A 14,327-nucleotide genomic window follows, 5' to 3' on the forward strand; every position below is an offset into this window, starting at 1 on the left:
TTTTTATCCTTAATTAGGTTGTTTTTGATATAAATATAAGCTTTAAAAATAACTATTACTTGGCCAGTTTGGGGTCGTTGAACTAGTTGTATACTGCATACGGTATTCAGGTGTATTATAATTAACCCCTTCTTTTACAATAAGACCACCATCATCTAGTCGTACGTCTGCCTGTACCTTAGCATCTGGATCATACATCCAATTACTTATACTGTGTTTTTCCTCCAAAGACTTACCACTTACTAGCACTGAATGTCCACTGCGACCTACTGCATAAAAAGTAATACCATTTATAGATTTACTTTCACGTTTACTAGGCCATAACCAACGTTTTAATAGATCTTTGCTTCGAACTAAAGGCTCACTATTTCTAAAACCATCACGTTCAATATGAACTCTAGCCTTTCTACCAAAGCGATCTTTAGTAAAAATTATCCTAAATAGATAAGCTAAAAGTAATAAAAATCCAATGAGTACTACAAAAGGACAGCCATATAGCCACCAATACTTTTGTATACCACTCGGCAAACGCCACTCATAGCTTAAATTATTTGGATACTTGATAGTGTCATATTTATTATTTGTATTTACAGATAATATAAAATTACCTATATAAGCTTGAGGGCGAGACCATATAAAAGCACAACAAGTCGTTTTGGGGGTAAATACCACTTTAGAATCTATTATTTGCATTTGCCAACGATCTTGGTCATATTTCCAGTTCCAAGACTCAATCTCATTTTGGCTAACGGCTTTACCATCAATCAAAATACTAAAGGTCATTGCATCTTCATTGCTTAACTCATTAATATTTCGCACCCACATCAAATCACTATCTAACTTTGTTTCATTGACTATCTCAACTTCACGTTCACAATTAATTGGTTGAATATTAATCGTATCGCTTTGAAAGTTAAAATAACCTGGAAATTTAGCATAAGGATTTAGTAAAACTTGATTTTGAGCTGTTAGTATAGTTGTAAAAACACCTGTGGATTTATCATAAGTAGAGAGTAATGGCTGATTACCATTGGCAAAGCCAACTTCAAATTTGCTGCTATCATTGGTATATTTGAGCAATGAATTATTATTATTATCTGTGAGAGAAGACTGAAGCCTAATATTCTGTCCCATACAAACTTCATAGAAGCCACTAGCATTTTTTGCAATGGGTTGCAACTTATCATCTACAACATTCACATTCAGCTTTGCTGCCACTTCAGGTAAGATTGCTAACTCTATAGAATTAATACTACCATCAAACTCAATAACTGCTTTTTCATCACCTAGGTCTATTGGCTGCTCAAAATCTAAATGCGTCACTGTTCCATATTTATGTATCTGATTATTATCTTTTCGTGATTTAATTTGATAGTTAATATTATTCAGAGCTCTATTACCAGCATTAGATTGTAAATAAGCCTTATCAACCTTAATATTATTCTCACCTTGGCTCACAACGACCATACTACGTAATGGAAAAATAGACTGAACGAGTACTTTACTACCTTGTTTATTAAATTTTAGACCATTTGGATCTCTATCTGTTAGCTTGGCTGCCAATATTTCCATTTGTTTGGGTAGTTGTGATGCTTTAGGAATAATAATTTTCTCACCCGCTACTTCTTTGACCCATAAATCTGCTAGCTGTTCATTTGCTCCTTCCTCAATTAACACAAATGAAGTTTTGATACCTGCTCTTTTTATTAATTCCATGTCAGGTTTTAATAATTTTTCATAGTCTTTCTGAGTAAGCCCCTTATCTGGATCATCTTCTCCTTGCATTTCACCATCAGTAATGACAATTAACCATTTAGCAGGTTTATTAGATTTATCTAAGGCTTGTAGAAGTGTAGAAATACCTGCATAAGGAGTACCACCATCTGGGATTGGCTCTTGTTGCATACTCAAAATAAAATGATTGATCTCATTTTGGCCTTGAATCAGTTGGAAATTTTGAGGACTGTTTGTTTTAGCAACATACAACTCATCATCGACTGAAATAAGTCCAGACAATAACTGCATTGAATAGTTAGCAGCAAGCCATCTAGTTTCTGGACCTTTCATACTACCTGAAACATCATAATATATAGCAACGGCTTTACCAGTATTGCTAGTATTTGCCTTTACTGTTGTAGATAAGCCAAAACCAAGCAAAACAAGTAAAAATAAATTAATCAAAAGTTGCTGACTTGTGAGTTGACTGATCATTATTGTCCTTAATAAATACCGGGATACTAAAAAGAAGGTTACTCTGACTTGCTTTAGCTTAACATTACCTTAAGTTTTTTTCTATTAAATATACTGCTTCATTTTTATATATGTAAAATTGTAAATAGCTTCAATTATGTTAACATGTGTTAACAATGTCAAGTTCAATACATACAAATCAACAACCCCTTTTGATTAGGAATAAAAGATAACAATAATCTAAGATTTAATGACTGCACCTTAGTGTCTGTTGAACACTCATCTTCATAAGAAAAATTGAGTTACTAATTTTAACAAGCAATGTCTTAATTAATTAGTCAAGGCAATAAACGCAGATAATTATTGGAATAATAACCTATTTATTAATGCAGAATAAAGCCAATTTTTACATAAAAGAAAAAATAGCTATATCCCTTATGGATATTAGCCTAACGGGGTGAAAGTTCAACAGACCCTATAACAATAAAGTTAAAACTGAATATATAGAATTTCAAATTTTGTTATTAAAAAAGCTCTAGCCTAACAGTAACTGCTAGACCAGAGCTTTTTGATACAAACTCAAGTTTTTTATTACAAAACTAGATATAAATCATTAATCAATATTACCAGACATAAACTTTATTATTGGGTCAATGCCCTCATACACAGGTGCTAGGGCAGACACCATATTATCCTCAGCCATTTCTTGATAGCTTTTAAAAGCGGCAGACTGATCATCTGTTATGTCACTTTCCTGACTTTGCTCTATCTCTTGCAGCTGCATCAGATCATCAAAATTCTGAAACTGGCACATATCATAAGACGGCTCTTGAATAGGCACGCCAATCAACTGTATATACCCCATACTGAGTAGGTATTCTAAATTAACTTTTTCAAGCATCTGTAGTCCGATATAGCGACTCATTTTATCATCGCTTTTTAATAACATACAAAACTGTCGCTCACGTCCCGTTAACTCTGTATTACAAAACTCTGTACTAGTAGCTAGTACTTTTAAACATTTTTTAGTACAACATATGTTCTGATTATTGAACAAATTGTCTGTATAAATACTCATAATAACCTCGATAGAGAAGGTAGATATCTAAGATTAGGATTTGCTTTGTGCAGTATCTACAACTTACAATTTACCATGAATATCTTTCAAAATATACATAAAAGTTATTAATAAAATTAAATTAATAAAAAAAAGTTTTTAATTAGTTGCATACCTCAATTTATAATTTACTCATATATATTTGATTATGTTAATTTATTTTTTAAATATAAATGATTATTAATCATCATAAAACCATAAGTTATGGTTTATAGGAGATTTGTAACTGCTGAATATATTATCGCTGATTGATGCTCATACTGATAAAACCTGCTTAAAAAGCATCGTTATGATATAGAGAATATAAGTGAAATCGATAACAGAAATGAGTGTTGAAGTAGATGGTTAAAATAGATAATTGAATAGATAACTCTGTTTTCAGATAGTTTTCAGATAAGAGTCATTTTATGCTCGTTTTCAGCCATACCAAGGCTATTTATTATGCTGATTAAAACTGGCAATCACTGCCACCATAACAACTGACAATAACACCAAAATGAGCGACATAGTATGAGCAACCTCATAGTTTAGCGCTTCAACCTGCTCATAAATAGCGATGGACACCACTTTGGTCTCCCCTGCAATACTTCCACCAATCATCAACACCACGCCAAACTCACCAATGGTATGGGCAAAACTAATCAAAGCCCCCAAAATAATACCGATACGGGCTTGCGGCAAAGCAACCCGCATAAAGCGTCGCCATGCCTGCGGCTCTAAAAGACGGGCAGCGTCATAGACACTTTGGGGTGTACGCACAAATTGCGCATACACAGGCTGTACAAAAAAAGGTAAGGAGTAGATAACCGAGGCAATAACCAAACCTTCAAAGCTAAACGCCAATGAGCCAACACCATGATTAACAAACCATCGCCCCACAACATAATTGGGGCTAAATAGTAATAGTAAATAAAACCCAATCACTGTTGGTGGTAATACTAAAGGTAAACTTACCAGCCCTAATACCAATATCTTAAATTGCGCCAGTAGTTTTGACTGACTTTTTTTAGCTAGCCAATAAGAAAGAGGTGTCGCCAAAAATAACAAGCACAAGGTTGTCACTGTGGCTAATTTGATGCTTAACCACAGTGGCAATAGCATATCTACAATCTGTGCAGACGCTAATAATGGCAATGATAAAAAAGCGAAGAGCATACTACCCTTATATAATTAGCAAAGCATAAAATAAGGGTATATTGAAAGCTCAATATACCCCCTAAAATGATTGGGTTAAATAAGACAGGCAGTGTCAGTAATATTAGTGTGATTGTACTGGCAAATAGCCTGCTTGTGCAAAATATTCTTGCCCCTTATCAGACTGCAAATAGCTGGCAAAGTCTGCTGCCAGTGTATTATCTGTAAGTAGCATTCCATCTTGCAATATGGCAGGATATGCAGTCACAGGAATTATTTGATAATTATTTAATACTGGTTTGGACTCTTTATTTTCTAACCCCTTTATCTGCGATAAAGCCACAAATCCCAAATCGGCATGTCCTGTGTTGGTAAACTGAAATGCCTGTCCGATATTCTCTGCCATCACCAGCCGCTTTTGTGTACTGAGGGGCTCATACACATTTAATCCTGCCAAATAAGTCTGTGCTGCCTTCCCATAAGGAGCAAGCTCAGGGTTGGCAATGGCAACTTTAAAGTTTGCATTATTCAGCAGCTTTAGATTATCCGTATTCGGATTAATGGTTTGGGTGCTGCTATAAAGTACAAGCTGCCCCTGAGTATAGGTAAATGGCTGCTGGTGTTGCCTCTTATCTGCCATTTCATTTACCAATTTTTGTGGATAAGACTGATTCGCTGCCAAATATAAATCATAAGGCGCACCTGCAACGATTTGTGCGTATAATTTTCCCGATGAAGCATACGTCGATTCAATGGGACAGTCAGTTAATCCCTTATCCGTACAGTAACCCTCGATAATACGAGGCAGCACATCAGCAAGATTGGCGGCGGCAGCAATGGATAGAGTTTGACTATTTGTTGTATCAGCGATTTCTGTAGAAGGTGTTTGTGGTGGCTGGCAGGCGCTTAGGCAAATGCTGGCACTAAAAAATAAAAGCCGTGGTTGGGTAGTAAATGATACAGATTTTAATATTGACTTCATCAAAAGCTCTCACTATCAGACATAACAATCATTATCTAACATAATAGACCAAAACGATACTCAATATTTTTTGTTAGCAACAGACGCCTTTTAGTGTCAGCTAAACGGCGACACATATTCAGGGTATTATTAAAAACACCCTCACAGTGATAACTGTAAGAATCGACTCAGCTCGGCTTTATTTTGGGTAATATCAGCTAAGGTATAGTTACTCAGCACCTGTATAAAAGCTTGCGTGGCTTCGGCAAAGACATGCTTTAGCTGGCAGGTTGGGCTGATAAAACAAGCTTTTTGATTATCACTCTTTACCACCACAGAGGCTGTTTCTTTGTCCGCTGTTTCTTTGTCCTGTATAGAAGTTTGCCCATCCATTTTTTTATCAGCATGCTTTGTTTTAACCGCCCCATTTTCTAGCAAACACGGCACAATAGCAAAATCTGCTTCAGTATGGCGCAGCACCTCTCCAAGATTAATGTCTTTGGGCAGTTTCGCCAGTCGTATGCCACCATTTTTGCCCCGCACACTGTCAATATAACCAAGCTGTGCTAACTGATGGATAATCTTAGTCAGATGACTTTTAGAAATCTGATAACCCTCCGCAATATCGGCAATGGTCGCTAATTCATCAGGGTTGGGCATCACTGCCAGATACATCAAAGTACGCAGCGCATAATCACTATAACTGGTTAACCGCATTACTCGCTATCCTAGAAAATTCATGGGAAAAATAAAGAGTCATCTTAAATGAATGTTATAATAATTCATTTGCATTCATAACGATACAACATAGCAAACACAATAGCCAATACAACCGAACAGACAACCACAGTAGGTAGCGTATATGATTAACATCTTGCTCGTCACCCATCTGGTCGCCGCCTCTATATGGGTCGGGGGGCATTTAATTTTATCCCTAACCATATTACCCAAAGTCTTAGCCACCGATGACGTTGCAGGGCTGCTTGCCTTTGAGCAGCGTTATGAAAAAATTGGTATGCCAGCATTATTACTGCAAGTGATTACTGGTATTTGGATGGCATATCGACTGCTGCCCAGTGTCTCTGCTTGGTTTGCCGCAGATAATGATATCAGTCAACTTATTTGTCTTAAACTCGCCATTTTAACCGCCACCATCATTATCGCCTTACATGCCCGCTTTCGGGTGATTCCCACTTTAAGCGCAAAAACCCTACCCTTATTTGCAGCACATATTATCTTAGTAACCCTACTCTCCATCGCCTTTGTGATTGTTGGTAGTTTATTTCGCACAGGGTTTTAGCTAAGGCGTCACGATTAATGAAAGCAAAGTTTGCAATAAAAAAGGGCAATGCGTATCCACATTGCCCCTATTTTCTATAAAGTCAGTAACTATAAAATCAGTTTATGACTGATAGGTTCTAGCCAAATAAACCATCGGTTCTAGGTGCTACTAGCATCGGAATATAGCTGATAGCAAATAAAGCAAAACAGCCTATCCATGCGCTTTGCGCTATCATCAACCATACTATATAGTGCTCTATATCAAATAATGGCATAATCACTCGAAATACAAACACAATTATCATTAAAATAAACATCGCATAGACAGTTTTGGGCGGCTGATGAATACTACGCCCCGTATGCCCAAGCGATACCCTTGCCATCATCGCCACCGTCATCATACCAATGCCAGCCACAGCCAAAGCGTGCAGCGCCAAGCTGTGATTAAAACCAAGCCACGGCTGGGCAGCAAACATAAAAAAGCTGATGCACATACCAAAAAATGCCATATACAGCGACCACAATAGTGGCTTTTGCCAAATACCGTGATGATACCAACCCAATAGACGCACAATATTCACCAAACCGACGCTTAACGCACTCAGTGTCAGCAACACTTTATTGCCAATAAATATATCCACCACAAAAAACACAAAAAACGACAGCAAACTGGCAATATCTAACCAACGGCTATTTTTCACCACCACTTTTTGCTCACTATCAAAGCTGACGCCTTTTTCGATAAAAAATGGCACAACCCGTCTGCCAATGGTCAGCACCAACCCAATAATCAGATACAAGCCCAAATAATCACCAATCTTAACGTAATCCATATTATTGATAAAGATACCCAAATAACACAGCCCATTACCCATACTCAGCATCGCTATTTTTGCCAAGATTCCCATCTGCTTATACTGCTTTACCGATAGCACCGCACGAAAAATGGCCGTTGCCATCGACAGCATAAAGAGCATGTCAAATATTGCAGCCAAGGCAAACCACAGCATGGCATTACCCACCCCGAGCCCCACAAGCAGCCAAGCAATTCGAGCCACTACCCAGCAGCTAAAGATAGCCAATAGCTTATAGCCATGCGGCATCATCACCCCTGTCCAATTTTTCACAGCAGTCAATAAAAACCCTGCAATGATTGCCATGGTATAGCCATAAAGCATCTCATGCCCATGCCAATAAATGGGGTTGATTTGGGTAACATTAATGTCTGTCTTACCCATCAATACAAATATCCATAACGCCATGGTAATGATGGCAAACACTGCCCCACCTGAGAAAAACGGACGAAAGCCTAGATTTAAAAAAGGATGAATCGAGACAGGACGAGCGGAGGGTGGCTGGATTTGCTGCATATTGCTACCTACTCAAAAGATATATTTTATATGAATGTTTAACGGCAAAATTATAACAGTTTTTCATCTCTGACGTGCAGCAACTTTTTATAGTGGGCTATTGAATACAGCCCTAAAGACATGATAACTAATATAAACTGTCCCCCGCTTTTGGACTTAAACGTAAAAAATACAAGCCTGATAAAATGGTTATCACACCCAATAATAAAAAGGTATATTGAAACGCCACTAATGTCTCAATTTGCCAGCGTCCACGCAGCATATTTAACACCGCAGCACCAAAAGCAATACCAAAACCAATGGCCAATTGCTGATTGACTGCCATTAGACTATTACCACTACTGATTTGCTGACCTTGTAAATCACTGATAGTAATGGTATTCATCGCACTAAACTGAATCGAGTTACAAGCACCTAGTAGTACCATTAACGGTGAAAATATTACCCACTGTGCGGCATCTTTAAATAAAGTCAGACTAATAATTAATAAGCCCAAAAGAATGGTATTAGCAATCAATACGAGGCGAAAACTAAAACGACGTATCATTGGGGTTACCAAAGGTTTGATACCCATTGCGCCAATGGCGATTGGAGCTAAAAACCAACCTGCCTCTGAGGGGCTAAAATCAAATACCACTTGTAGCAATAATGGCAGCAAAAAAGGCACAGCACTGATGCCAAGACGAGTAAATAAATTACCCGCAATACCAATGCGAAAAGTATCAATATCAAATAATGAGAGTGAAAATAACGGTGCGCTATGACGTTTGGCGTGCCAGACATAACCCGCCAGCAATGCTAAGGCGCAAACAGCAACGATACTGGCAAATGATAATTGTCCAACATGCGAGCCAAACTCCAATGCCAAAGTTAAGCCGCTCACCGCAGTGGCAAATAGAAAAAATCCCAACCAATCAAGATGATTGGTTGCCTCACGCAAATCAGGAATGAGTTGCCAACCAATGATAAGTCCTGCCAAACCCATGGGCAGATTAATCAAAAATATCCAATGCCAACTGGCATATTCAACCAAATAACCACCCAATAAAGGTCCAAGCAGGGGTGCAATCAAGGCAGGAATCACCGCAAAATTCATCACACTTAGCAGTTGATTACGTGGAAATGACTTCACCAAAATAAGTCTGGCAACAGGCGTCATCATCGCCCCACCAATGCCTTGAATAATGCGTGAAGCAATTAATATAGGCAGCGAACCTGATAACGCACATAGCAGTGAGCCAAGACAAAATATACTAATGGCTGCCAAAAACACCTTACGGCTGCCATACTTATCTGCCAAAAACCCACTGATGGGAATAAAAATAGCCAATGTCAGCGCATAGCTAATCACCGCCCATTGCATGTTCAGTGGCGACTCGCCCAACGCAGCCGCCATTTTTGGTAATGCGGTGTTTAAAATGGTGGCATCAAGTATCTGCATAAATAGCGCAATCGCCATTACATAAGGCAGATACTTGGTTTGGGTGCTAGTTAATGATGCCACTATACTAATACTCTATGCTAGAAATGTTACTCTATGTTAGTGTTTGACTATCAATGCAGCCTAGCCCATACCCAGCTCTATCAGCTTCGCATTACCGCCAATGGCAGTGGTATTAATGGTCATCACCCGCTCGGTGCTATAACGCAGAATAAAATCAGGCAACAGCATCTCTTGACAGCCAGCCATGTCGGTCACTGCGACTACTTGGGTCAAAATACCATCGGTACTGGCAATGGTAGCTGCCAACGCTGCCAGTTCTTGCTCACTTGCAACCACACCAACCGTTGCCAAGCGTCCCATGTGCAGTAGGACTTCTAGCTGCGAGTCATTTGCCACACTGATGACATCCTCAAATACCCCTGCTTGACGCAATAGGCGACACACTTTTTCACACAGCTCGTCATGACTTGGGTAATGTAATATCACTTCATTGCCTGCCAGCAAAGCTGCAATAAGCTGCCCGATAACTGGTAGAACCTCTGCGCTGGCAATACCAACTATCATGGTCTTGCCCCGTGCTGTGACATACAACGCATTAGATTCACCTGTTGCCCCTTCTAGCTCAGTGACCATATCCAGCTTTTCTGCTTGTGCCAATAGATGGTCAAATAATCGCTTCGCTTTGGCAGAGTCAGCCGCAAGCTCGCTAAGCTCCTGACAAGCAATGGATAAATGCTCTGCGCGCTGCTGAGCCGTTAATAATCGCCAAGCTTCACAACGCTGTGTGTGTTGACCTTTAAAATTAGCAGGCTTTTTATGCTGCTGTTGCTGCGATACTGATTGTTGTATTTGTGACATGATTATTTATCCCCTTATCTTATTGTGCGTCTAAACCAGCTTTTTTAGATACGGCTGCTGGTGAGTTTGACTTTGGTTGCCACTGCATCAGTCTTGCTAGATAGTGTGGCCCCCCTGCTTTAGGGCCAGTACCCGATAACCCACAACCACCAAATGGCTGCACATTCACCACCGCACCAATTTGGTTACGATTAACATAGGTATTACCCACGATTGTACGACGCTCAATATGATACGCTGTGGCTTCAATACGACTATGGATACCCAAAGTCAAACCAAAACCAGTGGCATTAATATTATCAATCAAGGTATCAAGCTGAGCCGCTTTATAACGCAGTACATGCAATATAGGACCAAAATGCTCACCGCCAATGGTATCAATGCTATCAACTTCAAGCGCAGTCGGTTGTACAAAAGTGGCATTATCCATAATATTGGCTGTTTCAGCACTGATAGGGCTTTGCGCAATCAGACGTGCGCCTGCACTATTTTGTAGCTGCTCAATATGAGCGAGTAACCCAGACTGTGCCTCTTTATCAATCACAGGACCAACATCGGTACTGACATTCATTGGATTACCCACCACCAACTCTGCCATGTTACCTTCTAGCAGCTCAATAATGCCATCAGCTACTTCCTCTTGCACACATAAGATACGACAGGCTGAACAGCGCTGACCCGCTGAGCCAAAGGCAGACAATACCGCATCACGCACCACTTGCTCAGGTAATGCCGTTGAGTCCACAATCATGGCATTTTGCCCACCCGTTTCAGCAATTAAAATAGGCAACTGCATATTACCACTGCTATCTATTGCTAGATTTTGGTGTAAACTGTTATTAATGTGTCTCGCTGTTTGTGTCGAGCCAGTAAATATCACCCCAGCAATGCGTTTATCTGAAGTTAACGCTGCACCGACTTCACCAGCACCCAAGACTAATTGCAATGCGGTATTCGGCACACCAGCAGCAAACATAATCTGCACCGCATAATAAGCAATCAAACTGGTCTGCTCAGCAGGTTTGGCAACCACCGTATTACCAGCAGCCAATGCTGCCACGATTTGCCCTGTAAATATCGCTAGTGGGAAGTTCCATGGGCTGATACACACAAAGCTGCCACGAGGTTTGTATACATAAGTAGTAGTATTACCATCTAAATCAGTAACTTGCTGCTCTTCACTACTCAGACGCTCAATTTCATCAGCATAAAAACGGCAAAAATCCACCGCTTCACGAATCTCATCTATACTGTCTTGAATGGTTTTACCTGCCTCTTTTTGACACAGCGCAATCAGTTCAGCATAATTATCTTCGTAGCCATCAGCAATACGGCGTAAAATTTGTGCGCGCTCATGGCTGGCTATCGCTTGCCACTGCTCTTGTCCTTGTATGGCACTTTGTACCGCTTGCTTGGCAACATCGGCATCAGCAAAATGCACTTGTCCGACTTTCACCTCATGATTCCAAGGCGCAACAATTTGCTGAATCTGCTCAGATATGCTATCAACACGCACCCCATCAATACATGAAGCGGCTGTCCAAGTGGTGTCCTGATAAGCATCAATTGCTTGTTTAAAAGGTTGCCACTGCGACTCAATAAAGATATTCACCCCAAAACCTGCACGACGCTGACCATAAATATCTAATGGCTGCACGATAAGCGGATTGGCTAAGCTATCATGTGCCACAAGTTTGTCATAAGGGTGTACCGTTAGCTTATCAATTGGATAAGACTTATCGAGTAACTGGTGTACAAATGAGCTATTAGCACCATTTTCTAATAAACGACGCACCAAATAAGGCAGCAAATCTTTATGCGCACCCACAGGGGCGTAGATACGTACAGGAATCTCATAGGCTTTAAGAATATGGTCGTATAGCGCATCACCCATACCATGCAAACGCTGAAATTCAAAATCACGATGCTCAGCCATGGTCATCACAGAGGCAAGCGTATGTGCATTATGGGTAGCAAATTGCGGCCACAGTACACCACGCACTTGCTGGGATAACAAAAATCTAGCACACGCTAGATACGCCACATCGGTGCCTTCTTTGCGAGTCCACACAGGATAACCCGACAGCCCTTTTTGCTGTGCAAGCTTCACTTCATAATCCCAATAAGCACCCTTAACCAAACGTACTGGGATTTTATCACCCACTTCACTGGCTAGGCTGGCAAGCCATGTCAATACTGCCAATGCACGTTTTGAATAGCCTTGCACTACAATTCCTAGCCCTTGCCAGCCACTGGTTAAAGGGTCACGATATAAAGATTCAAACAGCTTTAATGATATCTCTAAACGGTCGGCTTCTTCGGCATCAATACTAATATCAACATTAACTTCACGAGCTGCTTCAATCAATAGCAAGCAACGCTCACGCAATAAGCCCAATACTTGTGCTTCTTGTGTGGCTTCATAACGAGGGTGCAATGCAGATAACTTGATAGATACCGAAGGGGTTGGCATACCCTCTGCCACCTCAATACTGGCAACCGATTTGACTGCATGTAGATAGTCGTTGAAGTATTTTTCAGCATCGGCATGGGTAATGGCAGCCTCACCGAGCATATCAAATGAATAGGTATAGCCTTTGTTGCGATACGGTTGACTGTTTTTGCGTGCATCTTCAATGCTTTCACCCAGCACAAATTGATGCCCCATGATTTTCATTGCCCGCTGCATGGCACGGCGAATCACTGGCTCACCCATTTTTTTGGTCATACGGTCCAAAAATCCTGCGGCAGTAGTACCTTTATCGATACTCACCACCTTACCCGTCATCATCAATCCCCAAGTTGAAGCATTGACGATAAATCCATTGTCATCTTTTAAGTGTTTTTTCCAATCTGCCACACTCATTTTGTCACGAATCAGCGCATCGGCGGTATGGGTATCAGGCACCCGTATTAATGCCTCAGCCAAGCTCATCAGTAAAATGCCTTCTTTGGTATCAAGGCTGTATTCTAATAATAATGAATCGACCATTTTCACCGCTTTATCATCACGGCGCACATGCTCAACCAATCGCTGCGTCTGCTCAGCTATGGCATGACGCTCTTCATCACTAGGCTTTGCCAATGGCAATAACTGCTCAAGCCATGTGGATTCGTCCACACTATATAATGGAGAGACCCTCGATAACAGTTTATCGCTAGGTTGCTTGATATATGCTGGCTCAAGCACTTGTGAGGGTGAAAATAAGATAGGTTCTTGCGGGGTAAATTTTTTTATAGGACTCATAACAACTCCATTGAGGACACTCTATGACGTTGTTAATACATTTGCATGTTGGCTTAATTAAAATGTCTTTATTTTGATGGTCAGCTTTTTAAATGCTATTTTTTATAAGATAAGTCTCATGTAGTGATTATTATAAAACTTATTATTTATCTATAATATGGCAAATTATGATGCTAAAGCTATACCACTGCTCATACAAACACTAATAAACAGTTGAGTTAAATAAAGAGGGACGTTTGCATGAGCCAACAAACAAGGTATCAACAATGTGAAACCAGACCTTTTTTTTAAATAGCCTATAATCTATAGATAGGTTACTTATAAAAGCTACCTATACCACATAATTAAATACGATATAGCTAAATAACGAAAGGGTCAGCGATAGTATGTCTAATTAGGGTGATAAACTAGACATTAAAAAAGTCCACTAGCGCCTTCTTCTTTGTTGGCTCTGATGATGTTGTCAGACCACCCCTTACAGCTTTGTGCTGCCTTTTAGGTGACTTTTAGTGCTTTAGCTGAACGAAATATCAGGGAAAGAAAAACCTCTACGGCGTTGATTGAGGTTATGGACTTATGGCGTTAGCATAGCATAAAAACCGTCTTTTTCACTAGCGTTTTTATCAACTTACCTATCAAAAAAATTAAACACTCGCACAATATATTAGGAGTTTTTAAGGCTTATTCACCTGTCCCAAAAATAAAATAGCTTTGGTTTTGTTATC

At 39.9% G+C, this 14,327-nt stretch carries 10 protein-coding genes; 1 reads left to right on the forward strand and 9 read right to left on the reverse strand.

Going from position 1 to position 14,327, the window contains the following annotated elements; translation table 11 throughout:
- Nucleotides 1–42 precede the first annotated feature (42 nt).
- The 5 genes from FHK89_RS05205 to FHK89_RS05225 all read right to left on the reverse strand — a co-directional run bounded on the left by FHK89_RS05205 (nucleotide 43) and on the right by FHK89_RS05225 (nucleotide 6,119).
- A complete protein-coding gene (locus FHK89_RS05205; RefSeq protein ID WP_230657603.1) occupies nucleotides 43–2,211 on the reverse strand; it encodes a vWA domain-containing protein in 2,169 nt (722 codons plus the stop codon).
- Nucleotides 2,212–2,803: 592 nt separating this feature from the next.
- Complete coding sequence (locus FHK89_RS05210; RefSeq protein ID WP_230657605.1) at nucleotides 2,804–3,139, reverse strand: hypothetical protein; 336 nt, start codon at nucleotides 3,137–3,139, stop codon at nucleotides 2,804–2,806.
- Between the two features lie 600 nt (nucleotides 3,140–3,739).
- Nucleotides 3,740–4,462 carry a molybdate ABC transporter permease subunit gene (gene modB, locus FHK89_RS05215; protein WP_230657609.1) on the reverse strand — a complete coding sequence of 241 codons (723 nt, stop codon included), beginning with the start codon at nucleotides 4,460–4,462 and terminating at the stop codon, nucleotides 3,740–3,742.
- 103 nt (nucleotides 4,463–4,565) lie between these two features.
- Nucleotides 4,566–5,423: a molybdate ABC transporter substrate-binding protein gene (gene modA, locus FHK89_RS05220; RefSeq protein WP_230657612.1), complete on the reverse strand. Its 858-nt coding sequence runs from the start codon at nucleotides 5,421–5,423 to the stop codon at nucleotides 4,566–4,568.
- Between the two features lie 141 nt (nucleotides 5,424–5,564).
- Nucleotides 5,565–6,119 carry an RrF2 family transcriptional regulator gene (locus FHK89_RS05225; protein ID WP_230657616.1) on the reverse strand — a complete coding sequence of 185 codons (555 nt, stop codon included), beginning with the start codon at nucleotides 6,117–6,119 and terminating at the stop codon, nucleotides 5,565–5,567.
- A 145-nt stretch (nucleotides 6,120–6,264) separates the two neighbouring features.
- Here FHK89_RS05225 and FHK89_RS05230 point away from each other — a divergent pair, with 145 nt between their 5' ends.
- Entirely contained in the window at nucleotides 6,265–6,702 is a 438-nt protein-coding gene (locus FHK89_RS05230; RefSeq protein ID WP_230657619.1) for a CopD family protein, read from the forward strand.
- Between the two features lie 118 nt (nucleotides 6,703–6,820).
- Here FHK89_RS05230 and FHK89_RS05235 read toward each other — a convergent pair whose 3' ends face one another.
- The 4 genes from FHK89_RS05235 to putA all read right to left on the reverse strand — a co-directional run bounded on the left by FHK89_RS05235 (nucleotide 6,821) and on the right by putA (nucleotide 13,602).
- On the reverse strand, nucleotides 6,821–8,053 hold the full coding sequence (locus FHK89_RS05235; RefSeq protein WP_230657622.1) for an NnrS family protein: 1,233 nt from the start codon (nucleotides 8,051–8,053) through the stop codon (nucleotides 6,821–6,823).
- Nucleotides 8,054–8,180: 127 nt separating this feature from the next.
- Nucleotides 8,181–9,557: a DHA2 family efflux MFS transporter permease subunit gene (locus tag FHK89_RS05240; protein ID WP_230657626.1), complete on the reverse strand. Its 1,377-nt coding sequence runs from the start codon at nucleotides 9,555–9,557 to the stop codon at nucleotides 8,181–8,183.
- A 60-nt stretch (nucleotides 9,558–9,617) separates the two neighbouring features.
- Nucleotides 9,618–10,355 carry a 1-pyrroline-5-carboxylate dehydrogenase gene (locus FHK89_RS05245; protein WP_230657629.1) on the reverse strand — a complete coding sequence of 246 codons (738 nt, stop codon included), beginning with the start codon at nucleotides 10,353–10,355 and terminating at the stop codon, nucleotides 9,618–9,620.
- A gap of 19 nt (nucleotides 10,356–10,374) precedes the next feature.
- A complete protein-coding gene (putA, locus tag FHK89_RS05250; protein ID WP_230657633.1) occupies nucleotides 10,375–13,602 on the reverse strand; it encodes a bifunctional proline dehydrogenase/L-glutamate gamma-semialdehyde dehydrogenase PutA in 3,228 nt (1,075 codons plus the stop codon).
- Nucleotides 13,603–14,327: the final 725 nt, after the last annotated feature.

The sequence above is a fragment of the Psychrobacter sp. I-STPA10 genome (assembly GCF_021012795.1).
In the GTDB taxonomy this organism is placed as follows: Bacteria; Pseudomonadota; Gammaproteobacteria; order Pseudomonadales; family Moraxellaceae; genus Psychrobacter.